Source organism: Thermobifida sp., from assembly GCF_017577275.1.
Lineage (GTDB): Bacteria > Actinomycetota > Actinomycetes > Streptosporangiales > Streptosporangiaceae > Thermobifida > Thermobifida fusca.
In genome coordinates, this window is record NZ_PITY01000015.1 from 83535 (window position 1) to 106590 (window position 23056).

Consider the following 23056-nt stretch of genomic DNA (forward strand, 5'->3'; position numbering starts at 1 on the left):
CAGTCCCGGCGGGCAACGCCGAGCTGCGCGACACAGGTCAGGCGCGCGCGGCCTCGCGGGCCTGCCGGTGGGCGGTCATCATCTCCACGAAGGTGTCGAACACGTCCGCGGCGTCGTGGGGCCCGGAGGCGGCCTCCGGGTGGAACTGGGTGCTGAGCGCGGGGCGGTCGAGCAGCCGCAGTCCTTCCACCACGCCGTCGTTGAGGCCGATGTAGCTCACTTCGGCGCGGCCGTAGGGAGTGTCGAACGGGCCGTCGAGGGGCGCGCGGACCGCGAATCCGTGGTTCTGGCTGGTGATGTAGACGCGCCCGGTCCGGGTCTCGCGGACCGGGTGGTTGGCGCCGCGGTGGCCGAAGGGCAGCTTGTAGGTCTCCAGGCCGAGGGCGCGTCCCAGGATCTGGTTGCCGAAGCAGATGCCGAGCAGCGGGGTGCCCGCGTCCAGGATGCCGCGCATGGTCTCCACCACGGCGTCGGCGGCGGCAGGGTCGCCGGGGCCGTTGCTGAAGAACACGCCGTCCGGGTTGAGGGCGAGGATCTGCTCGGCCGTGGTGTGGGCAGGCAGCACCCGCACTTCGCAGCCGCGTTCGGCGAGCTGCTGCGGGGTCATCGCTTTGATGCCGAGGTCGACCGCTGCGACGGTGAAGCGGACGGGGACGCCGTCCGGCGGGCGGACCGTGTACGGCTCGGCGGTGGTGACCTCTCCGGCCAGGTTCGCGCCGACCATCTGCGGGCTGGCGAGGACGCGTTCCCGCAGCTTGTCCGGGTCGGTTTCCACGGTGCTGATGGCGGCGCGCATCACACCCTTGTCGCGCAGGTGGCGGGTGAGCGCCCGGGTGCCGGAGAGGGCGATGCCGACGACTCCTTGGCGGCGCAGTTCCTCTTCGAGGGTGCGCTGGGCCCGCCAGTTCGAGACGATGCGGGAGGGTTCGCGGACGACGTATCCGGACACCCAGATCCGGTGGGATTCGGCGTCGTCGTCGTTGACCCCCGTGTTGCCGATGTGCGGTGCGGTCATCACCACGATCTGGCGGTGGTAGGAGGGGTCGGTGAGGACCTCCTGGTATCCGGTCATTCCGGTGTGGAACACGATTTCACCGAAGGTCTCCCCTTCTGCACCGAAGGAGACCCCGTGGAAGACTCGGCCGTCCTCCAGGACCAGGATCGCGGGTACCTGCACGTTCTTGTTCCCCTCTGCGGGCATGGTGGTTGTCTGGTCGCTCTGGCGCTGGGCGTCCGCTGCTGCGGTGGGCAGGCGGACGGCTGCTGGGGCGTGGTGACTGGTGCTCACTGAATCTTCCCGTCGAGAACGGTGGGTACCCCGCGGAGGAAGGTGGCGAGGACACGTCCGGGCAGGGTCATTCCGGCGAAGGGCGTGTTGCGGCTCTTCGACACCATCGTCGCAGGGTCGATCACGCGCGTCGCCGTGGGATCGTACAAGGTGAGGTTGGCGGGTTCTCCCACGGCGATGGGGCGGCCCTGGTCGGTGAGGCGTCCGATGCGGGCGGGGGTGGCGGACATGCGCTGCGCCACTCCGGCCCAGTCGAGGAGGCCGGTGTCGACCATGGTGTGCTGGACCACCGACAGCGCGGTTTCCAGGCCGATCATGCCCATGGCGGCCTGGTTCCACTCGGTTTCTTTGGCTTCGCTGGGGTGGGGGGCGTGGTCGGTGGCGACGATGTCGATCGTGCCGTCCGCCAGTCCTTCACGCAGCGCTTCGACGTCTTCCGCGGTGCGCAGGGGCGGGTTGACCTTGTAGACCGGGTCGTAGCTCTCGGCGAGCTCGTCGGTGAGCAGCAGGTGGTGCGGGGTCACTTCGGCGGTGACGTCGCAGCCGCGGCTCTTGGCCCAGCGGATGATCTGCACCGACCCCTTGGTAGAGACGTGGCAGACGTGCAGCCGCGAGCCGACGTGCTCGGCGAGCAGGCAGTCCCGGGCGATGATCGCTTCTTCGGCGACGGCGGGCCAGCCGGCGAGCCCCAGGCGGTCGGAGACGACGCCTTCGTTCATCTGGGCGCCTTCGGTGAGGCGCGGTTCTTGGGCGTGCTGGGCGATGACGCCGTCGAACGCTTTGACGTATTCCAGGGCGCGGCGCATGAGCTGGGCGTCGGAGACGCACATGCCGTCGTCGGAGAAGACCCGGACTTTGGCCGGGGAGTCCGCCATGGCGCCGAGTTCGGCGAGGCGTTCGCCTTTCAGGCCGACGGTGACCGCCCCGACCGGGTGGACGTCGCAGTATCCGGCGTCCCGGCCCAGCCGCCAGACCTGTTCGACGACGCCGGCAGTGTCGGCGACGGGGTCGGTGTTGGCCATGGCGAAGACGGCGGTGTAGCCGCCCATGGCGGCGGCCCGCGACCCGGTGGCGACGGTTTCTGCGTCTTCGCGTCCAGGCTCCCGCAGGTGGGTGTGGAGGTCGACGAGTCCGGGCAGGGCAATGGCCCCGGCGGCGTCGACCACTTCGGCGCCGTCAGCGGGGAGGTCGGGGCCGATCGCGTCGATACGGCCGTGGGCGAGCAGCAGGTCGGTGGGCTCGCCCCCGAGGATGCGGGCGTTGCGGATCAGGTAGCGCGTGGTGGTCGTCATCGGGGCTCCCCCTGGTTTCCCGGTCTGTGGATGGCACCGCCGAGCAGCAGGTACAGCACGGCCATGCGGACGCTGACACCGTTGGTCACCTGTTCGGTGACGGTGGAGCGGGCGGAGTCGGCGACCTCCGCGGAGATCTCCATGCCGCGGACCATGGGGCCCGGGTGCATGACGATGGCGTGGTCGGCCATCCGTGCCAGGCGGTCGGCGTCCAGGCCGTAGCGGCGGCTGTATTCGCGCGCGGAGGGGAAGAACGAGGAGTGCATCCGCTCGGCCTGCACCCGCAGCATCATGACGACGTCGCTCTTGGGCAGGACTTCGTCGAGGTCGTAGGAGACCGCGCAGGGCCAGGTGTCGACGGAGACGGGCAGCAGGGTGGGCGGGGCGACCAAGGTGACCTCGGCGCCGAGGGTGGTGAGCAGCAGCACGTTGGAGCGGGCGACGCGGCTGTGCCGGATGTCGCCGACGATGGCGACCCGCAGGCCTTCGACGCGGCCGAGCCGTTCCCGCATGGTGTAGGCGTCGAGCAGCGCCTGGGTGGGGTGCTCGTGGGTGCCGTCGCCGGCGTTGATGACGACGCCGTCCACCCAGTCGGCGAGGCGGCGCGCCGCTCCGGGGGCGCTGTGCCGGATGACGACCCCGTCGGCGCCCATGGCCTGCAGGGTCAGCGCGGTGTCTTTGAGGCTTTCTCCTTTGGAGACGCTGGAGCCGCGGGCGGAGAAGTTGATGACGTCCGCCGACATGCGTTTGGCGGCGGCTTCGAAGGAGATCCGGGTGCGCGTGGAGTCTTCGTAGAACAGGTTGACGACGGTGCGGCCGCGCAGGGTCGGCAGCTTCTTCACGGAGCGTTCGCTGACCTGGGAGAGTTCCCGCGCGGTGTCGAGGATGAGCAGGGCCTCGTCTCGGGTGAGGTCTCCGGCGGAAAGCAGGTGCTGCATCAGCGTGCTCCTCCCGGGGTGGCTGCGGCGGACTCGGGCGCTCCGGGACGGGGCTTGGCGGGGCCGATGAGGACCGCGTCGCGCCCGTGGAGTTCTTCGAGCAGCACGGTGACGCTTTCGCGGAGCGAGGTGGGCAGGTTCTTCCCCACGTAGTCGGCGCGGATGGGGAGTTCCCGGTGGCCGCGGTCGACGAGGACCGCCAGTTGCACGGCGCGCGGGCGTCCCAGGTCGTTGAGGGCGTCCAGGGCGGCGCGGACCGTGCGGCCGGAGAAGAGCACGTCGTCGACGAGGACTACGGTCCGCCCGTCGACGCCTTCGGGGGGAATGTCGGTGCTGCCGAGGGCGCGGGCCGGGGCGAGCCGCAGGTCGTCGCGGTACATGGTGATGTCGAGGGCGCCCCAGGGGACCGGGCGCTGTTCGACGCGTTCGATGCGTTCGGCGAGCCGCTGCGCGAGGGGCACGCCTCCGGTGCGGATGCCCAGAAGGGTGAGGTCGTGGCCCCCTTTGGTGCGTTCGAGGATCTCGTGGGCGATGCGGGTCAGCGCCCGGGAGATCTCGGGGCCTTCCAGAACCGCTCGTCGCTGGTCTGGTCGCTCACCGCCGGCATGGTTGTGGGCATGCACAAGCGGACCTCCTTCCCTGCCTCACTGGACAGGTCGTTAAAGGACGTCGGACGGCTCTCACGGTACCAGCGACGACTTTCCGCGCATGACGTAGCATGGGCCCAACATCCAGGGATTATGAGAGTAATCACACTCTTAGATCTTGACTCTGCGCAATCTTTCGGATTCGGAAGGTACGCTTTCTTTACGTGGTGACGAGATGAGCAGGGAAGGAACCTCGCAGGAGGTGACATTCAGGAAAAATCGACCAGGGTGTTATGTCCTGTTGAGGAGACCTATGAGAGTCGTCTCACTTACACACAGTTTGGCCACTGAATCGTCGCGTTTTCACCCAACGGCTTGACCTGAGCACTCTTCCCGCCCTACCGTCACTGTGCGTAACCATTGTGGGGGTGTGATGCCGCGAGTCGCCGACTGAGCCGCACTAGGTCGGTGTGATGCGACGGGGTTCTCCACCGGACCCGCAGCGGATCCCGCCTCCTGTTTCAGCCACTTTTCATGCCGGGGAGCACGAAAGAATGCCACCATCGGAATACGCGAAAGCTCTGGGTGCCCGACTGCGTGCCATCCGTACGCAACAGGGACTGTCCCTGCACGGAGTAGAGGAGAAGTCGCAGGGGCGGTGGAAGGCTGTCGTCGTCGGTTCCTACGAGCGCGGTGACCGCGCGGTCACGGTCCAGAAGCTGGCCGACCTCGCCGAGTTCTACGGCGTGCCGATGTCGGAGCTTCTGCCGGGCGAGCCCGCACCCGCCCCGCTGGGTCCGACGCCCAAGCTGGTCATCGACCTGGAGCGCATGCAGCAACTGCCCAAGGAGAAGGCCGGGCCCCTCGCCCGTTACGTGGCCACCATCCAGAGCCAGCGCGGCGACTACAACGGCCGGGTGCTGTCCATCCGCCAGGAGGATCTGCGTTCGCTGGCGGTCATCTACGACCGGTCGCCCGCTGAACTGACCGAAGAGTTCATCAACTGGGGCGTCCTCGACCCCGAGGCGCGGCGCGCAGTGGAAGCCTTCTAAGGCTCGCGCACGGCCCGGGCACCATACCGCTGAGGGCGTCCGGGACAACGCCGCAAAGCATGGTAAAGGCGGCTGGCTGTGCAGCCAGCCGCCTTTACCATGCTTTGCCTGCATACCCCGCAGGGGGCCGTTGGGAGGGTCGGGCGAGAGGCTTCCCCTCCTCCCGCCCGACCGGCGAGGTTTCGGGACGTCAGGGGGGCGCCGCCCCGAAACGACGACCGCGGGAGCCTTCCTCACCGGCAGCGAGGAAGCCGCCGCGCACACTCCCAGTGAACACCTTCGAACACATGTTCGTCAACCCTGGCGGAAAGAGCCCCGCAGCGCACGCAGAGTGCACGGCACACCGGCAACCCCGCAGCCCGCACGCCCCGACCGCTTCCCGGACAGCAAGCCCCGCGGCAGGCTAGTGCTTACGTGCGGTGGCAGCGACGATGAGGTCCGCCAACGCGGAACGCGCGTCGTCGGCGATCACGTCGTTCTCCAGGGCCTGCGTCGCATCGGCCACATAGTCGGCGATCCGGGCTTCGCAGGCTTCCAGCGCACCGCTGTCCACGATGACCGAACGCATCCAGGCGATCTCCTCGGCCCCCAGCTCGGGGTCGCCCAGCAGGCGCCGGAACTGCTCGGCGTCGTCCGCTGCCGCCCGGCGCAGCGTCTCTGCCACCAGCACCGTGCGCTTCCCCTCCCGCAGGTCGTCCCCTGCAGGCTTCCCCGTCTCCTCCGGGTCCCCGAACACCCCGAGGACGTCGTCGCGCAGTTGGAAGGCGATCCCCAACGGGATGCCGTAGGCGGTGTAGGCGGGGGCCAGCTCGGCGTACCGTCCCGCCAGCGCTGCACCCAGGTGGAGGGGCTGCTCAATGGTGTACTTGGCCGACTTGAACCGCATCACCCGCAGCGCTGCCTCCACGGTGTCCGCGCCGCGCGCCTGCTCCACCAAGTCCAGGTACTGGCCGGCCACCACCTCGGTGCGCATCAGGTCGAAGGGGCCCCGCCCCGCAGCGAGCGCTTCCGCGGGGAGCGCGCTCGACTGGTACATGTCTTCACACCACGCCAGGCACAGGTCCCCCAGCAGGATCGCCGCGCCCCGGCCGAACTCGTCGGGGTCGCCGTGCCATCCCGACTCCCGGTGCAGGGCGGCGAGCCTGCGGTGCACGGCGGGCTGCCCGCGCCGGGTGTCGCTGTTGTCGATCACATCGTCGTGGATCAGCGCGCACGCCTGGAGCAGCTCCAAGGCTGCCGCGGCCGTGTAGAGGCCGGGCTCCTCTCCCCCGCCCGCGCCGCGCCATCCCCAGTAGCAGAACGCCGGCCGCAGCCGCTTGCCGCCGCTGATCATGGCTTCGAGGGCGGCCAGCACCGGTTCCCACTCCGCGCCGATCTCCAGCAGCAGCGGGCGTCGGCTCGCGACGAAGGCCGCCAGTTCGGCATCGACAAGGGGGCGCACGAAGGCGACGGGAGACAAGTGCGAGGAGCTCATAAGGGCAGGCTACCGATTGTTCCGCCGCCCGTCTTCACCACGACACACCCAAACCCCACCGATATGGTCGATTACAGTGGGAGACATGCTCGGATCACCCACGCCGCGCCCGGCGCCTCGTCCGCGCCGTATCAGCGAACTGTTGGCGCGTAAAGAGCCCACGTTCTCCTTCGAGTTCTTCCCCCCGAAAACGCCCGAGGGGGAGCGCATGCTTTGGCGGGCGATCCGGGAGATCGAGGCCCTACGCCCTTCCTTCGTCTCGGTGACCTACGGTGCGGGCGGCAGCACCCGGGACCGGACCGTGAACGTCACCGAGAAGATCGCCACCAACACCACTCTGCTGCCCGTGGCGCACATCACCGCGGTCAACCACTCGGTGCGGGAGCTCCGCCACCTCATCGGCCGGTTCGCGGCGGCGGGGGTGTGCAACATGCTCGCGCTGCGCGGCGACCCGCCCGGCGACCCGCTGGGCGAATGGGTCAAGCACCCGGAGGGCCTCACCTACGCCGAAGAACTGGTGCGGCTGATCAAGGAGAGCGGTGACTTCTGCGTCGGGGTGGCCGCATTCCCCTACAAGCACCCCCGCTCCCCCGACGTGGAGACCGACACGGACTTCTTCGTCCGCAAATGCCGGGCAGGAGCGGACTACGCGATCACCCAGATGTTCTTCGAAGCCGAGGACTACCTGCGGCTGCGGGACCGGGTCGCGGCCCGGGGCTGCGACGTGCCCATCATCCCTGAGATCATGCCGGTCACGAAGTTCAGCACGATCGCCCGCTCCGAGCAGTTGTCGGGAGCGCCGTTCCCCCGCAGGCTGGCGGAAGAGTTCGAACGGGTCGCCGACGACCCCGAGGCGGTGCGCGCGCTCGGTATCGAGCACGCCACTCGGCTGTGCGAACGGCTCCTCGCCGAAGGGGCGCCGGGCATCCACTTCATCACGTTCAACCGTTCGACGGCGACCCGCGAGGTCTACCACCGGCTCGTGGGCGCCACCCAGCCGGCAGCGGTAGCTGCGCTGCCATGATGGTGAACTCCTGGTCCACTGTGCCCGGGAACCGGAATCCGGTGATCAGATCCACAAACCCTGACGAACGGTAGAGCCCGTGGGCGGGAGTGGCCCCGGTGGGAGTGGACAGCACCGCGGTGCGCTCCCGCCGGGGCTCCAGCAGCCGGTACAGGAGTGCCCGGCCGATCCCGTTGCCCTGCCACTCCGGCAGCACGTGGACTTCGGCGACTTCGAACGAGTCGGCGAACCAGCGGCGCACCCCTTCCGGGTCGATGCGCCCCAGTTCCGCGGTGACCACGTCGTGCCACCACTGCCCGGGGCAGCCGTGGAACCCGTAGGCGAACGCGACCGCGTTGCGCTCCCCGGTCACCGCGACCACGGAATGGAACCGGGGATAGTGGGCGTGCTGGCGCATGATGGCCTGCCGCCCCGGCAGCTGCCGTGGGGGCGGTGCCATGGCAGCCGCGTAGATCTCCATCAGCGCGGGCAGGGCGCGGATGAAGGCTGGCGCGGCCAGTTCCCAGAACTCGATCTCGGTTTCCACACCGCCCCCAGGTGTTCCCGGTCTCTTAGGACGACTCTTGCCCCACGTCAGCCGGTCTTCCCCCGGTGAGGCGGCAGAGTTCCGTAAACGAGGTGGGGAATACCGCGTTGGGGTGGCCTGCGGCGGCCCACACAGTCTCGTAACGCTCCAGCCACTCGTCGACCAGGGTGGGAAGCGGCTTGGGGTGGCCGATCGGAGCGACCCCGCCGATGGGCTGGCCGGTGTGTTTCCGGACGAACTGCGGGGTGGCGCGGACGACCTCCGCTGCGTCGAGGAGGGCGGCGACTTTGCCGGTGTCGACCCGGTGGGCGCCGCTGGTGAGGACGAGTACCGGGTGGAGCGTATCGGGGGAGGTGTCCGCCGAGTCGTAGCGCGCGGCGAAAACAAGGCTGTTGGCGATCGCGCCGATCTCGCAGCCCAACTGTGCCGCGGCGTCCGCGGCGGTCCGGGCAGAGTCCGGCAGCTCTTTGACGGTGCCGGAAGCGCCGTGGGCAGCGAGCAGTTCGGCGACAGCGCGAACATTGGGGTGCATGGCGCGATCCTAGGACATAGCCCCCGGGTTGTGCTCAGCTTCCGGCAGGCGTGCGGGCATCCCGCGCGTGTGGGGGATTCCCGGTGCCGGGGCCGCGGTGCGCGGGGCGGTACCGGCACGTTTCGCGCGCGGTCCGGCGCGCCGGTCAGTGCACGTCCGGGACTGTTTGCCGAAGATAAACACTATGGGTGAGGATCTGAGAGCGGAACGTGTTATCGCGACGACTGGGGCGACCGGAGCCGTCGGCGGCAAAGTAGCCGCCCAGTTGGCACGGCTGGGCCTTGCGCAGCGGCTCATTGTCCGTGACCTCAACCGCGCCCCCGAACTCCCGAAGTCGAGCGCGGTCCTGGCCGCCTACGAGGATCCTGCCGCTTTCGGCCGCGCAGTCCGCGGCGCCGAGGTGCTGTTCCTCGTCGCCGCGGACCACGCGGAGAACCGCGAGGAACTCCACCGGGCCGTCATCGACGCGGCCGTGGCCGAAGGGGTGCGCCACATCGTCTACCTGTCGTTCCTCAACGCGAGCGCCGCCGCGACCTGCGTCCTCGGCCGGGAGCACTACGCCACCGAGGAGTACCTGCGCACCACCGGGGTGGCCTACACCTTCCTGCGGCCCAGCCTGTACCTGGACCTCCTGCCCGAGTGGATCGGCGAGGACGGCACGATCCGCGGCCCGGCCGGGGAAGGCACCGTGGCGTGGGTGTCGCGGGACGATGTCGCCGACGTCGCCGCCGCTGTGCTGCGCGCCCCGGAAGAGCACGTCAACCGCATCTACAACGTGACCGGTCCGGAAGCCGTCTCGCTGGGGCAGACCGCGACCCGCCTGTCCACGCTCACCGGACGCACCATCGTCTACGTTCCGCAAACCCCGGAGGAGGCCATCGACTTCCTCTCCTCGCAGGGGTTGACCGCCCGGGAAATCGCGGAGCGGGTGAGCGCCTGCACGGCGATCGCCGCCGGGGAACTCAGCACCGCCAACCGCACCGTACTGCGGCTGACCGGCCACCCTGCCCGCTCCCTCGAGGGCTACCTGCGGAAGAATCCGAGCGCGCTGTCCCACGCGCCGCTCTTCAGCGGCTCCGGTAGCGCGCTCGGCCCCCGCTGAGCGCCCTTTCCGGCCCGCCCGGGCGGGGGCGGGCCGCGGTCAGGCTGCGGCCGCTGCCACGAGGCGGCGTTTGAGCTCCGCCGCCGCCGCACGCGGGTCTTCGGCTTCGGTGATGGCGCGGACCACGACAGCCCGGCGGGCGCCCGCGGCCAGCACCTGGTCCAGGTTGTCCTCGTTGATCCCGCCGATCGCGAACCAGGGGCGCTGCGGGTGCAGGGCGGCGACCCGCGCCACCTCGTCGAGCCCGGCAGCGGGCCGTCCCGGTTTGGTCGGGGTCGCCCACACCGGGCCGATACAGAAGTAGTCGACGCCTTCTTCCCGGTCGGCGGCCGCAGACAGCTCCGCCGCGTTGGTGGAGCGGCCGATCAGCGGCCGGTCCCCGAGGATCGCGCGGGCGTAGCGCACGGGCAGGTCCCGCTGTCCCAGGTGCAGCACGTCGGCGTTGACGGCGTGGGCTATGTCGGCCCGGTCGTTGACCGCGAGCAGCGCCCCGTGGCGGTCGCACGCCTCACGCACGACTTCCAGCGCGGCGAGCTCGTCCCGCGCGTCCAGGGTCTTGTCGCGCAGTTGCACGATGTCCACGCCCCCGGCGAGCGCCGCATCAAGGAACTCGGCCAGGTCGCCTCGGTCGGCGCGGGCGTCCGTGCACAGGTAGAGCCGGGCGGATTCCAACCGCTTTCGCAGAGTCTCGTCCACGGCTCCCACCCTAGATCGTCGCCGAGCGCCTGTCCCGCGGGGCGGGTGCAGCGTACCCGGCGACGGGGTGTCTTACAGCAGCATCGCCTGGGCGCGGCGGCGCACCTCGGTGCCGCGGTTGCCGCGGATCGCATCGAGCGGAGTGCCGGGCAGGCTGTCGTCTGCGGTGAACATCCAGCGCAGCGCCTCCTCCGGAGAGAAACCGCTGTCCGCGAGCACGGTGAGGGTGCCTTGGAGGCCTTTGAGGATGGTGCCGTTGGTGATGAACGCCGCGGGAATCGCCAGTTCTCCGCCGCGGACCACGCCGAGGAGCCGGTGGTTGCGGATCATCTGCCGGACCTGGTTCTGGCTCACACCGAGGGCCGCGGCCGCTTCCTGGAGAGTGAGCCACTCTCCGACGAGCGCGTCGAGGTCGCGATCGATCTGTGTCACGGTCCCAATCTTCCACATCTGGCGCGCGCCGAATCCTCTCGACCGACCGTGATCGCTTTAGGCGTACATGTCGGACCTTTGGCTTCCCCAGTCACGGGCGACCTAGAATGCGGACGAAAGCGAAAACCCGCGGGAGCCGGGGCGGAACCCGGCTGAGAGGGAGGCTGTCCGCCTCCGACCGCAGAACCTGATCCGGGTCATACCGGCGAAGGGAGTGGCGCGCCGTGCAGTTGCGCTCAGCCCCGGACGTCCTTGTCGTTGGGGGCGGACTTATTGGCCTGGTCACCGCATGGCGTGCTGCCCGCCTCGGGATGCGGGTGACCGTCGTGTCCGCGGAGAAGGCGGGCGCCGCGTCCGGGGTGGCGGCGGGCATGCTGACCCCCGCAACCGAAGCGGTGTTCGGGGAAGAGTCGCTGATCCGTCTGGGGCTGCGGTCCCAGCAGCGCTACCCCGATTTCATCGCCGAGCTCGCAGAAGACACCGACGTCGACCCGGGCTACCGCACCGAAGGCACCCTGCAGGTGGGGTTCGACCCGGACGACATGGCCACGCTCGCGGAACTACAGCAGCTACGCGACCGTCTCGGTATCCGCACCGAACGGCTCACCTCACGCGAATGCCGCCGGCTCGAGCCGATGCTGGCTCCCACTGTGCGGGGCGGCTTCCTGGCCCCTGACGACCACTCGGTGGATCCGCGCCGCCTGTCTGAGGCGCTGCGTGCCGCCGCCGCTGCCCGCGGCGCACTGTTCGTCGCCGGGCACGTCCGGGAGGTGGTCGGGGGCGAGGACGCCGTGCGCGGCGTCGTGCTGGACAGCGGCGACACTCTCGACGCGGGCCAGGTGGTGCTCGCCGCGGGCGTGTGGAGCTCCGACATTGTCGGACTGCCCGAGGGAGTGGTGCCCCCGCTGCGCCCGGTCAAGGGGCAGCTGCTGCGGCTGCGCACCCCCGTGGGCGCCGAGCCGCTGGTGACCCGCACCGTGCGCGGCTTGGTCACCGGCTCCCCCGTCTACCTGGTGCCGCGGGCCGATGGCGAGGTGATCCTGGGGGCCACCCAGGAGGAGATGGGCTTCGACACCCGGTTGACCGTCGGCGGGGTCTGGGAGATGCTCCGCGACGCGCGCGAGCTCGTACCCGGGGTCACGGAACTGGAGATCGTCGAAACGTGCGTGGGGCTGCGCCCCGGGCCGCCGGACAACGAGCCGCTGCTGGGACCCACCCGTGTGCGCGGGCTGCACCTTGCGGTCGGCCACTACCGCCACGGGGTGCTGCTGGCCCCGGTGACCGGAGATGTCATGGCCGAAGTCTTGAGTACGGGGCGGCTGCCCGACTATGCGAGCCATCTCGCCGCAGACCGCTTCCTTCCCTCATCCTCACCATCGAAAGGGGTTGAAACATCGTGAACGCGATCATCAACGGTGAGCCGCGTCAGCTCGCTCCGGACACCACGGTGGCCGACGTGGTGCGCTCCCTGACCCGGGCGGAGTCGGGCGTGGCTGTGGCGGTCAACGACGAGGTGGTGCCCAAGACCGACTGGGCGCGCACCGTGGTCTCCCCCGACGACCGGGTGGACGTGCTCACCGCTGTGCAGGGGGGCTGACTTGACCGACGCTGCGACCGGGACGACCCGCGCCGACACCTTCGAGGACCCGTTGGTGATCGCCGGGGAGAAGTTCCATTCCCGGCTCATCATGGGCACCGGGGGTGCTCCGTCGCTGCACGTGCTGGCGGACGCGCTGCGTGCCTCCGGCACCGAGATGACCACTGTGGCGATGCGCCGGGTTGACCCGAACGCCCAAGGGTCGGTCTGGGATGTGCTCCGGGAAACCGGGGTCCGCCCGCTGCCCAACACGGCAGGCTGCTTCACCGCGGTCGACGCGCTGCGCACTGCGCGGCTGGGGCGTGAAGCGTTGGAGACCAACTGGGTGAAGCTGGAGGTGGTCGCCGACGAGCGCACCCTCCTTCCTGACCCGGTGGAGACGCTGGACGCCGCAGAACGGCTGGTGGACGAGGGGTTCGTCGTCCTCGCCTACACCAACGACGACCCGGTGCTGGCCCGCCGGCTGGCGCAGGTGGGGTGTGCCGCGGTGATGCCGTTAGGGGCGCCGATCGGTTCGGGGATGGGCATCCGCAACCCGCACAACATCGAACTGATCGTCGAAGAGCTGGACGTCCCTGTGATTTTGGACGCGGGCATCGGCACCGCAAGCGATGCGGCACTCGCCATGGAACTGGGCTGCGACGCGGTGCTGTTGGCAACCGCGGTCACTCGGGCCCAGGATCCGGTGCTGATGGCGCACGCGATGCGGGAGGCGGTGTCGGCTGGTCGGCGGGCCCGGCTGGCCGGGCGGATCCCGATCCGCCGCTACGCGCACGCCTCCTCCCCGCCGCGCGAGGGCTGAAACCCGGGGCGGGACCGTGGTCCCGCCCCGGGTTTCTTTACTGCTGCGTGCCGAAACTGTGGTGAGACCGTCAGTTTCCGCTTTCCCCCGTAAACTTCCCCTCGTGGACATGACGGCTGCGGACGCGCTAGTGGGAACGACCCTCGCCCATCGGTACCGGGTCGAATCGAAGATCGCCAACGGCGGTATGGCGACTGTCTTCCTCGCTCACGATCTCCGGCTGGACCGCCGTGTCGCGCTGAAGGTGATGCATGCCAACCTGGCGCGCGACCCGCAGTTCGTCCAACGGTTCATCAACGAGGCGCTCGCGGTCGCCAAGCTGTCGCACCCCAACGTGGTCCAGGTCTACGACCAGGGCAGCGACCAGGGGCACGTGTACTTGGCGATGGAGTACGTGGCGGGCCAGACGCTGCGCGCCGCGTTGAAGGCGCGAACCCGGTTCTCCCCCGCCGAGGCGCTGCGCATCATGGTGCCGATCCTCGCCGGGCTGGGCGCCGCCCACCAGGCGGGCATGGTGCACCGGGACATGAAACCGGAGAACGTCCTCATCACCCACGACGGCCAGATCAAGGTGGCCGACTTCGGGCTGGCCCGGGCCGCGGAGGCCAGCCAGCAGGGGCTGACCAAGACCGGCACGCTCATGGGGACCGCCGCCTACCTGTCCCCGGAGCAGATCACGCACAGCACCGCGGATGCCCGCAGCGACGTCTACGCGTGCGGCATCATGCTCTACGAGCTGCTCACCGGCCGCCAGCCGCACACCGGTGACTCTCCGATCGCCGTGGCCTACCAGCACGTCAACGAGGACGTCCCCCGCCCGTCCCGGGTGGTGCCGGGGATTCCCCCGGAAGTGGACTCGCTGGTGGTGCGCGCCACGGAACGCGACCCCGCCTACCGGCTCGCCAACGCCGGCCAGTTCCTTGCCGCGGTCTTCGCCGCGCAGAAAGCGTTGGACGAGCAGCCGTCCGCCGCGGTGACCTCTGTGATGGAGATGGCGCCCGCCCCTGCCGGGGACACGGCGGAAGACTCGGACAACGCCACCCGCACCCTGCAGGGGGTCGAGCTTCCCCCCGTGGAGTACGACGACTACGAGGACGACCGGCCGCCGCGGCCGAGTCTCCGCACGCCGCTGCTGGTCGCCACCGTGCTGCTGCTGGTCGTGGCGGTCGGGTTCGGCTGGTGGATGGTGGACGGCCGCTATGAGACGGTTCCCGACCTGGTCGGCGTAGAAAGCGACGAGGCCCGCCGGGACCTGCGCATGCTGGGTTTCCGCGTGCAGACCGCGGAAGAGCCCGCCTACAGCGACGAGGCGCCGCCCGGTACGGTCGCTGCCACCGACCCGGAGGCTGGGAGCAGGCTGCTGCCGGACACGCTCGTCACCCTCATCCTGTCGGCGGGGCCGCAGTATGTGGAGATGCCCGACGTCGAAGGTGCTTCGGTGGCGGAGGCCCGGGACGCCCTCAAAGAGGTGGGGCTGACCGACATCGTGGAAGACGAGATCACCTCGTTTGACAACCCTCCGGGCACGGTGATCACCACCAAGCCGGCCCCGGGCGAGAAGGCCAACCGCGAGGAGAGCGTGACGCTGACGATCAGCGCCGGGTTCCCCATGCCCAACGTGGTCGGCCAGAAGGTGGACGATGCGCGCCGCCTGCTGGAGTCCAGCGACTTGGAGGTGACGGTCGTCGAGGAGCACCACGACGAGGTCCCCGAAGGCCATGTCATCTCCCAGGACCCGGAGGCGGAGACCACCGTGGGGGCGGGGCAGAGCGTCACCCTCACCGTCTCGTCCGGTCCGGAACTGGTGGAGGTTCCCGACATCCGCGGGTGGAAGGTGGACAAGGCCCGCAAGGAGCTGGAGGAGCGGGGCTTCGAGGTCACCGTGCACCAGGTGATCGGCAACCGGGTCGGCGACTACAACCCCAAGGGCGAGGCGCCGAAGGGCTCCACGATCGAGATCTGGACGTCCCCCTTCGGCCGGGAGCGGGATCGGGACCGGGGCAGGGAGGACCGGCTCTGGATCGGGCTGGGACTGAGCGGGCCCGCTCAGTCCAGCGGCGGCCCGTCCCCGGGGTCCTCCTGGTAGGAGTAGCGCTGCTCCAGCCACGGGTTGGCGAGGTTGTGGTAGCCGCGCTCCTCCCAGAAGCCGCGCCGGTCCGCGGTGAGGTATTCGATGGCGCGCACCCATTTCACGCTCTTCCAGCCGTAGCGGTGGGGGACGACGAGCCGCACCGGGTATCCGTGCTGGGGTTCCAGCGGCTTGCCGTCGCGGTGGGTGGCGAGGATGACGTCGGGACGCCGGAAGTCGTCGAGGGGCAGGTTGGCGCTGTAGCCGTACTCTGCCCAGACCATGACGTGGGTGGCGTCCTCGGCGGGGGGTGCGAGTTTCAGCACGGTGGAGGCGGCCACCCCGCGCCACCGCACGTCGAGCTTGGTGAATCTGGTCACACAGTGGAAGTCGGTGACCACGTCGACGCGCGGCAGGGTCTGGAACTCGGTCCAGTCCCACCGGTACTGCGTCCCGTCCGCTGTGGCTCCGTAGACCTGCAGATCCCAGCGGTGCGGGCGGAATTTCGGTACCGGGCCGTAGTGCACAGCAGGCCATTCGTTCGGCACGTACTGCCCTGGCGGCAGCCGTCGCTCAGACAATCGTTCTTCTCCCGATACTCATCCCAGGACCATCTTTTCAGGTGCCCGTGCGCGCGCTCCTACCCCCGTGGGCTTCAGCGGCGGCGGCGCGGTGCGCTATAGTCGCTGCCATGCAGCGGTACTTTTGGCGCTTTTACGGCTACCGGCCCACGGGCCCGGTCGCCCAACGAGCGCTGCGCTGACACGGACGACTTGGAAGCCCTGGGCCGAACGGTCCAGGGCTTTTCTGTTTTTCTGTCCAGGTCACCGCTGCTCCCACACTCTCCACAGCACCTGGTAAGGACAGCGTTCAATGGTCATCGTTATGGCGCCCGACGCCCCTTCCGACACCATCGACTCCATCGTTGACCTCGTCGCCTCGGTGGGTGGTGAGGCCTACGTGACCCGGGGGGTGAGCCGGACCATCATCGGCCTGGTAGGCGACGTGGAACGGTTCGAGACGCTTAATCTGCGTGCCCTCCCCGGCGTCGCCGACATCCTGCGCATCTCCACTCCCTACAAGCTGGTCAGCCGGGAAAACACGACTGAGCGGTCGGTCGTGCAGGTTGCTGGGGTACCGATCGGCGGCGACCATATGACACTCATCGCCGGTCCCTGCGCGGTGGAAACCCCGGAGCAGACTTTGGAAGCGGCGCTGATGGCGAAGCGTGCGGGTGCCGCGCTGCTGCGCGGCGGCGCCTACAAGCCGCGGACCTCCCCCTACGCGTTCCAGGGCCTGGGCGAGACCGGTCTGAAGATCCTGTCGGATGTGCGTGCGGAGACCGGCCTGCCGATTGTGACCGAAGTGGTGGACGCCTCCGACGTGGAGCTGGTCGCCTCCTACGCCGACATGCTGCAGATCGGCACCCGCAACATGCAGAACTTCGCGCTGCTGCAAGCCGTGGGCGACGCGGGCAAGCCGGTGCTGCTCAAACGCGGGATGAGCAGCACGATCGAGGAGTGGCTGATGGCCGCCGAGTACATTGCGCAGCGCGGCAACTTGAACATCGTGCTGTGCGAGCGCGGCATCCGCACGTTCGAGAAAGCGACCCGTAACACGCTGGACGTGAGCGCGGTCGCCGTGGCGCAGCGGCTGTCGCACCTGCCCGTGGTGGTGGACCCGTCGCATTCGGGCGGCAAGCGGGAACTGGTGCTGCCGCTGTCGCGTGCGGCGATCGCGGTGGGCGCGGACGGCCTCATCGTCGACGTGCACCCTGCTCCGGAGACGGCACTGTGCGACGGGCCGCAGGCGCTCACGCACGCAGACTTGGCCGAGCTGGCGCACGTGGTGACGGCGCTGCCGCCGCTCGTGGGCCGCACGCTCACGCCCAGCGTGGCGCAGGTGGGCGCCGGCGTGTAACCGGACCCGCGCCCGTCGCGGCCGGGTGCGGCGGGCGCGGAAGGTCCGGTCAGGCTGCGGTGTTCTCCTCCTCGCCCAGGAAGCTGGGGCGGTGCAGTTGCACGTTGCTGGCCAGGTGTTCGGCGAGTTCTTCAACGTCCAGTCGCTTCTCGATCTGCCGCAGATCGGCGATCTTGGCCGCAGTCTCCACCTGCCGCGGGGTGAGCATGGTGCAGCAGTCCTCGTCGGGCAGCTCGGAGATGGTGAGCGTGCCGATGGCGCGGGCCTGGTCCATGATCTCGGTCTTGTCCATGCCGATCAGCGGACGCAGGATCGGCAGGTCCACAGCGTCGTCCAGGGCGGTGATGTTGGCCAGGGTCTGGCTGGACACTTGGCCGAGGGCGTCCCCGGTGACCAGCGCGCTGGCGTTGAGCCGGTCGGCAAGGGCTTCCGCGGTTTTGAGCATGAGGCGCCGCTGAGCGACGATCTGCAGCCGTTCCGCGCCGGAGTTGCGGAGCTGCTGCTGGGCCTTGCCGAACGGCACCACGTACAGCCGGGAGCCGTTCTGGAAGCGGTCGAGCTGCCGGACCAGGCTGTACGCCTTGTAGATGGACTCCGGTCCGGTGAACGGCATGCCGGAGAAGTGCAGGAAGTCGAGCCGGAGCCCGCGGCGCATCATGCGGTAGGCCGCGACCGGGGAGTCGATCCCGCCGGACAGCAGGACCAGGCCGCGTCCACTCATGCCTACCGGGAGGCCGCCCTGGCCGGGGATGCCGTCGGTGAAGACGAACACCTCGTCTTTGTCGACCTCGATCTGGACCGTGTGGTCGGGCTGGGAGAGGTTGACGGTCAGGTGGGGGTAGGCGCGTTTGATCGCGGCGCCCACGTGCCCGGCCAGCTCCGAGGAGATCATGGGGAAACGCTTGTCCCGGCGGCGGGCCCGCACCGCGAAAGAGCCGGAGCGGTCGGCCATGGCCTGCACCGCGACCTGGGTGACGGTGTCCACGTCTTTGGCGACCCGGCGCACCAGGTGCACCCACACGATCCCCATGACGTTGCGCATGCGCTCGGCCAGCTGGGCCACTTCGAGGTCGGAGGCACCGGGCATGCGCAGCATGATGATGCCTTTGCGCTGGGAGAGCCGGAATTCGGGCAGGCCTTTAGCGGCGGCGCGGATGTTGTTCTGCAGACGGCGCTCGAACAGGTGCCGGTTGCTGCCCTTGAGCACGATCTCCCCGAGCTTCAGGAGCACACACAGCTCGCCCAGCTCCTGCGCGGCTGTCCCGACCGCGCCGTCCGCACGCGCGTCGACGGTGGTGGAGTCGAGCGAGGCGGACATGGCAATACCTCCGGTGGTTGCGAGTCGGATGGGATCAGTGCAGAGAAAACTGCTTACCTCCCAGTATCAACCAGGGACGCAAGCGTTTTGTTCTCTTCACGCGGACACGACCGCGGCTCCCAGCATTCTCCGCTGGGAGCCGCGAGAAATCCTACGGGAATTTAGCCGAAGAAGACTTCGGCTTCCTCGTACCGCTCGACCGGGACAGTCTTGAGCTGGTCGGTGGCTTCGGACAGGTCAACGCGGACGATTTCGGTGCCGCGCAGGGCGACCATCTTGCCGAAGTCCTTGTCGTGGACCGCGGTGATGGCGTGCAGGCCCAGCCGGGTGGCCAGCACCCGGTCGAAGGCGGACGGCGTACCGCCGCGCTGCACGTGGCCCAGGACCACCGAGCGGGCTTCCTTGCCGGTGCGCGCCTCGATCTCTTCGGCGAGGCGCTGGCCGATGCCGCCGAGGCGGACGTGGCCGAAGGAGTCGCGTTCCGCGCTGGCCAGGGTGAGCTGGCCCTCCTTCGGGTGGGCGCCCTCGGCGACCACGATGATCGGCGCGTAGTTGGTCTTGAAGCGGCTTTCGACGTAGGCGACGACCTCGTCGATGTCGAATGGGCGCTCGGGGATCAGGATGACGTTGGCGCCGGCCGCCATGCCCGCGTGCAGCGCAATCCAGCCCGCGTGGCGGCCCATGACCTCGACGACCAGGGCACGGTGGTGCGACTCGGCGGTGGTGTGCAGGCGGTCGATGGCCTCGGTCGCGATGTTGACCGCAGTGTCGAAGCCGAAGGTGTAGTCGGTGGCGTTGAGGTCGTTGTCGATGGTCTTGGGCACACCGACCACGTTGACACCGTGGTCGTGGAGCTGGCGCGCGACGCCGAGGGTGTCCTCACCGCCGATTGCGACGAGCGCGTCCACCCCGAGCGCGGCCATGTTGTCCTTGACCCGCTCGACACCGCCCTCGATCTTCATGAGGTTGGTGCGCGAGGAGCCGAGGATGGTACCGCCGCGCGGGAGGATGCCGCGGACCGCCTCGATGTCCAGCGGCATGGTGTCGCCTTCCAGGGGGCCGCGCCACCCGTCACGGAATCCGACGAACTCGTATCCGTATTCCTTGATGCCCTTACGGACCACCGCACGGATGACCGCGTTCAGGCCCGGGCAGTCGCCACCCCCGGTCAGTACCCCGACTCGCATTTGCGTGTACTCCTTGAATCGTCTGGAATCCCGTGTGCCACGGGAGTCACGAAAACGACCGCTCCCGGCCGGGGCGATGCCCCGCGGGCGCGGAACGCACACGGCAGGACCGCGTTCTCACGCAGCAACCATCGTATGGTCTAGACCATAGCGCTCGCGAGAGTCGAGGCCAACTCGCGCGTCCGTCCGTTCGTCCCGTGGCTTTTCCCGCGCGGGTCACTACCCGTGATCGGTCTTCCAAACGACCAGGTTGCGCCGTAGTTTCTGTCCGGCGCAGCCCGGCAGCGTGAGCGGAATCACGGCTGTGCGGACTCCGTTTTCTTCTTCCGCTTGCGTTCCGCCTTGCGGCGGGCGCGTTCCCGCCGCTTCGCTTCCCGTCGGGCGCGCCGCTGCTCCTTGCGGGACTGCTGCTCCTCTTTCTTCTCCTGCTGGGCGGCGGCCGCCAGCTCGGCTTTCACTGTCTGGGCGTAGCGGTCCACGTACTCCTGCCCGGACAGTTCCATGAGGGCGTACATGATCTCGTCGGTGATCGCCCGCAGCACCCGCGGATCCTTCTCCAGCCCGTAGTAGCGGGAGAAGTCCATGGGCTTGCCGAATTTGACGATGGGCCGGATACCGAGCCGCGGAATGATCTTGCCGGGCGGCATGATCTTGTCCGCGTTAATCATCGCCATCGGGATGACCGGGACTTTTGCTTCCAACGCGAGCCTGGCCACCCCGGTGCGCCCCCGGTACAGCCTGCCGTCTGGGGAGCGGGTGCCCTCAGGGTAGATGCCCAGCAGCTTGCCCTGCTCCAGCACGCGCAGTCCGGTGCGGAGCGCCGCCTCGCTCGCCTTGCCTCCGGACCGGTCGATGGGGATCTGGCCTACGCCGGTGAAGAAGAGGCGACTGAGAAAGCCTTTGATCCCTTTTCCGGTGAAATATTCGGCTTTAGCGAGAAAGGTGATCTTCCGGGGCAGCGGTAGCGGACCGAAGAAATGGTCCGAGAAGGACAGGTGGTTGCCCACCAAAATGGCAGGCCCGTGGCGAGGGACGTTCTCCACTCCGTAGGCACGCGGCTGCCACAGCACCGCGAGCACCGGTCCGAGAGTTGCCTTGAGCACCCAGTAGAACACGGTTCACCTCTGCCTATGCGGGAGTGCCCGTCCGGCACGGCCATAGTCGTTCTCCCGCTGCCACTGACAATCGTGGTCATCTTCCCATCTGGTGGGGGACACCGCCAAAGCCACCATGGCGCCACGGACGAAGAGGACTACCGAGTGCCGCGGCGCTCGGCTAGTTTCGTAATTCCAGTGTTCCCCCCGCTGGCCGTCTCACCGCCTGGAAGGGTCTGCAATGCCGTTGTTCGCGGAAGCTGCGCTGTGCCGGAAGACCAGCACCACCCGGTGCTATGGATCTCCCCGGAGCCCGCGGCCGGCGTGCCCCACACCACGGCCAGCACCCAGAGCAGCCGTCCCACCCTGTGAGCTGTTCCCCGCTGCCCCGCCCTGGCCGCCACGGGAAGCGCAGGCCGCCGCGCTGCCTGACAGCCTGTCCTGGACGGTTCCCGGAGCACTGGCGGTGCTCCCGCTCCGGGAGCGCTGCGTATCCTTCACACCGAGGACGGTCCATGCCGCGGTTCCTTCCTGCGGACGCGGCACGGGGACCGCCGTCGACGGCTGGGGCGCTTCTGTGCGCGCCGCCGGACGCGGGGAAGGGGCCGGACATGACTGAGCGCCGCGGCAATGGTCTGCTTGCTGACTCCTACGTCCCGCTGCTCCTGCTCACCCCCGCGCTCGCCGACACGATGCTCGAAGCGCTCGGCCGGGCCGGGATCGCCGCCTACGCGGTCACCGTGGGCCCCGCGGCGGAGTCCGCGGACACGGAGGCCACGGACCGCTTGTACGTGGACGCTAAGGAGCGCGCGGCCGCGGTGGCGGTGCTGCGCGCCGAACTTCCGGAGCTCGCCGATCGTGTCACGGAGGGTGCGGACCAGGCGGAGGACGCGGAGCCGTCCCCGAACGCCGACACAGACCCGGACGAGGTCTGGGCGGATCTCGTGGCGCGGTACTACACCTCCGATGCTTCCGAGTCCACCTGGCCTGAGATAGAGAACGTCTCCGACCGCCCCGAACCGGAGGATCCGGACGACGCCGAGGACCACGTGCTGCCGCCTCGGCCGTTCCACCCCCCGGTGGGGGAGCCCGCCGGCGTCGACGACAGCGACCAGGAGCGTTACGTCCCTCCTCCCCCGCCGCCGCTGCCCCGTGGGGACCTGGTCGGCAGGCTCGCCTGGGCCGGTCTGCTGGGCGGGCCCGTCCTGCTGCTGGTCATCACCCTGCTGGGCATGGCGGTGCCCGGCTGGCTGGTGCTGGTGGCGCTGTGCTCGTTCGTGACGGGGTTTGTCGTGCTGCTGATCCGCATGGGCGACCAGCCCTCCGGTCCGGACGACGGGGCGGTGGTCTAGGCCCGCGGCCCGAGTCGCTGTCCGGGTGGGCAGCCCGCGGGCAGGCGGACTATTCCTCGCCCGGTAAGGCGATCTCCGCGAGGACCGGAAGGTGGTCGCTGGCTGCGACGAGGTCGCGGCGGGCCGGTGCCGCGGGGATTCCTGCGGCGCGCACGGTAAGACGCCGGTCGACGAAGATCGTGTCGATCCGGCTGCGGGGCCGCCAGGACGGGAAGGTCGGCTCTCCGCCTTCCGGGCCGTGGGCGCCCGCGTCCACCAGGTGGGTGGCGAGCATCTGCCAGGCTGGCCCGTCGGGCCGCTCGTTGACGTCGACGGCCAGCACCGCGGGGGCGGGCTGCATTCCCAGGAAGGCGAGGAGCTGGGCGGCGTGCGCGTACCGGGCCCGCGCCTGCAGGTCGAGGTGGCTGACGGCCACGGCGATGCGGCGGCGGCCCCGGCGGATCAGCGCGATGGCCAAGGCGCGCTGGTGCAGCCGGGGATAGCGGTGCAGCAGGCGGTGGCTGCAGTGGTCGACTGCGAGGGTGGGGGCGGTGAGGATTTCCAGGCCGCCGGGGCGGCGGCCCACCGCGAGGCGGAGACCACAGCGGCGGGCCAGCCACCGTCGTTTGGTCTGCCACAGCAGGTGCCGGGGAGCTTCCTGCAGGCAGACCACATCAGGGCGGCACGACCGGATGACCCGCGCGACGGCCAGGGGATCGTCGCGTAGGGACCGGATGTTGTAGGACAGCACGCGCAGCACAGCGGCCATATCCGGCGGCTACCCCGCCTGGCGCGC

The 23056-nt window shown here is 69.5% G+C and carries 23 protein-coding genes and 1 riboswitch; of the genes, 9 read left to right on the plus strand and 14 right to left on the minus strand.

Annotated features, from left to right (window positions below; all coding sequences use genetic code 11):
* Positions 1-37 precede the first annotated feature (37 nt).
* The 4 genes from carA to pyrR form a co-directional block, all read right to left on the minus strand.
* Positions 38-1201, minus strand: a complete 1164-nt coding sequence (gene carA, locus CW348_RS03125) for a glutamine-hydrolyzing carbamoyl-phosphate synthase small subunit (RefSeq protein WP_287462740.1) — start codon at positions 1199-1201, stop codon at positions 38-40.
* A gap of 83 nt (positions 1202-1284) precedes the next feature.
* Positions 1285-2580 carry a dihydroorotase gene (locus tag CW348_RS03130; RefSeq protein ID WP_011291502.1) on the minus strand — a complete coding sequence of 432 codons (1296 nt, stop codon included), beginning with the start codon at positions 2578-2580 and terminating at the stop codon, positions 1285-1287.
* Positions 2577-3518 carry an aspartate carbamoyltransferase catalytic subunit gene (locus tag CW348_RS03135; RefSeq protein WP_011291501.1) on the minus strand — a complete coding sequence of 314 codons (942 nt, stop codon included), beginning with the start codon at positions 3516-3518 and terminating at the stop codon, positions 2577-2579. Before CW348_RS03135 ends, CW348_RS03130 begins: the two co-directional genes overlap by 4 nt.
* Complete coding sequence (gene pyrR, locus CW348_RS03140; RefSeq protein ID WP_011291500.1) at positions 3518-4141, minus strand: bifunctional pyr operon transcriptional regulator/uracil phosphoribosyltransferase PyrR; 624 nt, start codon at positions 4139-4141, stop codon at positions 3518-3520. Before pyrR ends, CW348_RS03135 begins: the two co-directional genes overlap by 1 nt.
* Before the next feature lie 518 nt (positions 4142-4659).
* On the opposite strand from pyrR, the gene CW348_RS03145 reads away from it, so the two are divergent.
* The gene (locus tag CW348_RS03145; RefSeq protein WP_011291499.1) at positions 4660-5157 is read left to right on the plus strand and encodes a transcriptional regulator; all 498 of its coding nucleotides are present in this window, start codon (positions 4660-4662) and stop codon (positions 5155-5157) included.
* A 403-nt stretch (positions 5158-5560) separates the two neighbouring features.
* On the opposite strand, the gene CW348_RS03150 is transcribed toward CW348_RS03145, so the two are convergent.
* On the minus strand, positions 5561-6631 hold the full coding sequence (locus tag CW348_RS03150; protein WP_011291498.1) for a polyprenyl synthetase family protein: 1071 nt from the start codon (positions 6629-6631) through the stop codon (positions 5561-5563).
* A gap of 85 nt (positions 6632-6716) precedes the next feature.
* On the opposite strand from CW348_RS03150, the gene metF reads away from it, so the two are divergent.
* A complete protein-coding gene (gene metF / locus CW348_RS03155) occupies positions 6717-7655 on the plus strand; it encodes a methylenetetrahydrofolate reductase [NAD(P)H] (protein WP_038043518.1) in 939 nt (312 codons plus the stop codon).
* Here metF and CW348_RS03160 read toward each other — a convergent pair.
* Together CW348_RS03160 and CW348_RS03165 are read right to left on the minus strand one after the other, a co-directional pair.
* Entirely contained in the window at positions 7573-8181 is a 609-nt protein-coding gene (locus CW348_RS03160) for a GNAT family N-acetyltransferase (RefSeq protein ID WP_011291496.1), read from the minus strand. The two genes, metF and CW348_RS03160, sit on opposite strands and share 83 nt — an antisense overlap.
* A gap of 25 nt (positions 8182-8206) precedes the next feature.
* On the minus strand, positions 8207-8713 hold the full coding sequence (locus tag CW348_RS03165) for a YbaK/EbsC family protein (RefSeq protein ID WP_011291495.1): 507 nt from the start codon (positions 8711-8713) through the stop codon (positions 8207-8209).
* A gap of 184 nt (positions 8714-8897) precedes the next feature.
* Between CW348_RS03165 and CW348_RS03170 the strand changes: the two genes are divergently transcribed.
* On the plus strand, positions 8898-9815 hold the full coding sequence (locus CW348_RS03170) for an SDR family oxidoreductase (protein ID WP_016188471.1): 918 nt from the start codon (positions 8898-8900) through the stop codon (positions 9813-9815).
* A gap of 39 nt (positions 9816-9854) precedes the next feature.
* On the opposite strand, the gene thiE is transcribed toward CW348_RS03170, so the two are convergent.
* Positions 9855-10511, minus strand: coding sequence for a thiamine phosphate synthase (thiE, locus tag CW348_RS03175; RefSeq protein WP_011291493.1), 657 nt, complete (start codon positions 10509-10511; stop codon positions 9855-9857).
* A 72-nt stretch (positions 10512-10583) separates the two neighbouring features.
* Positions 10584-10943 carry an Rv2175c family DNA-binding protein gene (locus CW348_RS03180; protein WP_016188470.1) on the minus strand — a complete coding sequence of 120 codons (360 nt, stop codon included), beginning with the start codon at positions 10941-10943 and terminating at the stop codon, positions 10584-10586.
* A gap of 119 nt (positions 10944-11062) precedes the next feature.
* A riboswitch (TPP riboswitch) is annotated at positions 11063-11175 on the plus strand.
* Between CW348_RS03180 and thiO the strand changes: the two genes are divergently transcribed.
* The 4 genes from thiO (at position 11168) to pknB (ending at position 15428) form a co-directional block, all read left to right on the plus strand.
* Positions 11168-12343 (plus strand): glycine oxidase ThiO, encoded by a 1176-nt coding sequence (thiO, locus tag CW348_RS03185; protein ID WP_016188469.1) that lies wholly within the window; start codon positions 11168-11170, stop codon positions 12341-12343. (Overlaps the previous riboswitch by 8 nt.)
* Positions 12340-12540 (plus strand): sulfur carrier protein ThiS, encoded by a 201-nt coding sequence (thiS, locus tag CW348_RS03190; RefSeq protein ID WP_011291490.1) that lies wholly within the window; start codon positions 12340-12342, stop codon positions 12538-12540. The genes thiO and thiS overlap by 4 nt, the downstream gene beginning before the upstream one ends.
* A 1-nt stretch (position 12541) precedes the next feature.
* On the plus strand, positions 12542-13342 hold the full coding sequence (locus CW348_RS03195) for a thiazole synthase (protein ID WP_011291489.1): 801 nt from the start codon (positions 12542-12544) through the stop codon (positions 13340-13342).
* Positions 13343-13445: 103 nt separating this feature from the next.
* A complete protein-coding gene (gene pknB, locus CW348_RS03200) occupies positions 13446-15428 on the plus strand; it encodes a Stk1 family PASTA domain-containing Ser/Thr kinase (RefSeq protein ID WP_104612581.1) in 1983 nt (660 codons plus the stop codon).
* On the opposite strand, the gene CW348_RS03205 is transcribed toward pknB, so the two are convergent.
* Positions 15389-15991, minus strand: coding sequence for a sulfite oxidase-like oxidoreductase (locus CW348_RS03205; protein ID WP_011291487.1), 603 nt, complete (start codon positions 15989-15991; stop codon positions 15389-15391). The two genes, pknB and CW348_RS03205, sit on opposite strands and share 40 nt — an antisense overlap.
* Positions 15992-16283: 292 nt before the next feature.
* Here CW348_RS03205 and aroF point away from each other — a divergent pair, with 292 nt between their 5' ends.
* Positions 16284-17330 carry a 3-deoxy-7-phosphoheptulonate synthase gene (aroF, locus tag CW348_RS03210; RefSeq protein WP_011291486.1) on the plus strand — a complete coding sequence of 349 codons (1047 nt, stop codon included), beginning with the start codon at positions 16284-16286 and terminating at the stop codon, positions 17328-17330.
* 49 nt (positions 17331-17379) lie between these two features.
* Here aroF and thiI read toward each other — a convergent pair whose 3' ends face one another.
* The 3 genes from thiI to CW348_RS03225 all read right to left on the minus strand — a co-directional run bounded on the left by thiI (position 17380) and on the right by CW348_RS03225 (position 20950).
* The gene (gene thiI, locus CW348_RS03215; protein WP_011291485.1) at positions 17380-18648 is read right to left on the minus strand and encodes a tRNA uracil 4-sulfurtransferase ThiI; all 1269 of its coding nucleotides are present in this window, start codon (positions 18646-18648) and stop codon (positions 17380-17382) included.
* A 161-nt stretch (positions 18649-18809) separates the two neighbouring features.
* Positions 18810-19835, minus strand: a complete 1026-nt coding sequence (locus tag CW348_RS03220) for a 6-phosphofructokinase (protein ID WP_016188467.1) — start codon at positions 19833-19835, stop codon at positions 18810-18812.
* A 296-nt stretch (positions 19836-20131) separates the two neighbouring features.
* Positions 20132-20950 carry a 1-acyl-sn-glycerol-3-phosphate acyltransferase gene (locus CW348_RS03225; RefSeq protein ID WP_011291483.1) on the minus strand — a complete coding sequence of 273 codons (819 nt, stop codon included), beginning with the start codon at positions 20948-20950 and terminating at the stop codon, positions 20132-20134.
* A 590-nt stretch (positions 20951-21540) separates the two neighbouring features.
* On the opposite strand from CW348_RS03225, the gene CW348_RS03230 reads away from it, so the two are divergent.
* Positions 21541-22281: a hypothetical protein gene (locus tag CW348_RS03230; RefSeq protein ID WP_104612582.1), complete on the plus strand. Its 741-nt coding sequence runs from the start codon at positions 21541-21543 to the stop codon at positions 22279-22281.
* 49 nt (positions 22282-22330) lie between these two features.
* Here CW348_RS03230 and CW348_RS03235 read toward each other — a convergent pair whose 3' ends face one another.
* A complete protein-coding gene (locus tag CW348_RS03235) occupies positions 22331-23029 on the minus strand; it encodes an endonuclease/exonuclease/phosphatase family protein (protein WP_011291481.1) in 699 nt (232 codons plus the stop codon).
* Between the last annotated feature and the right edge of the window lie 27 nt (positions 23030-23056).

Coding starts and splice junctions, on each gene's coding strand:
- CW348_RS03130 (WP_011291502.1), bottom strand. CDS start 2,580: ATGACGACCACCACGCGCTACCTGATCCGCAACGCCCGCATCCTCGGG.
- CW348_RS03135 (WP_011291501.1), bottom strand. CDS start 3,518: ATGCAGCACCTGCTTTCCGCCGGAGACCTCACCCGAGACGAGGCCCTG.
- aroF (WP_011291486.1), top strand. CDS start 16,284: ATGGTCATCGTTATGGCGCCCGACGCCCCTTCCGACACCATCGACTCC.
- CW348_RS03145 (WP_011291499.1), top strand. CDS start 4,660: ATGCCACCATCGGAATACGCGAAAGCTCTGGGTGCCCGACTGCGTGCC.
- carA (WP_287462740.1), bottom strand. CDS start 1,201: ATGCCCGCAGAGGGGAACAAGAACGTGCAGGTACCCGCGATCCTGGTC.
- CW348_RS03170 (WP_016188471.1), top strand. CDS start 8,898: ATGGGTGAGGATCTGAGAGCGGAACGTGTTATCGCGACGACTGGGGCG.
- thiI (WP_011291485.1), bottom strand. CDS start 18,648: ATGTCCGCCTCGCTCGACTCCACCACCGTCGACGCGCGTGCGGACGGC.
- CW348_RS03220 (WP_016188467.1), bottom strand. CDS start 19,835: ATGCGAGTCGGGGTACTGACCGGGGGTGGCGACTGCCCGGGCCTGAAC.
- CW348_RS03230 (WP_104612582.1), top strand. CDS start 21,541: ATGACTGAGCGCCGCGGCAATGGTCTGCTTGCTGACTCCTACGTCCCG.
- CW348_RS03150 (WP_011291498.1), bottom strand. CDS start 6,631: ATGAGCTCCTCGCACTTGTCTCCCGTCGCCTTCGTGCGCCCCCTTGTC.
- CW348_RS03235 (WP_011291481.1), bottom strand. CDS start 23,029: ATGGCCGCTGTGCTGCGCGTGCTGTCCTACAACATCCGGTCCCTACGC.
- CW348_RS03165 (WP_011291495.1), bottom strand. CDS start 8,713: ATGCACCCCAATGTTCGCGCTGTCGCCGAACTGCTCGCTGCCCACGGC.
- metF (WP_038043518.1), top strand. CDS start 6,717: ATGCTCGGATCACCCACGCCGCGCCCGGCGCCTCGTCCGCGCCGTATC.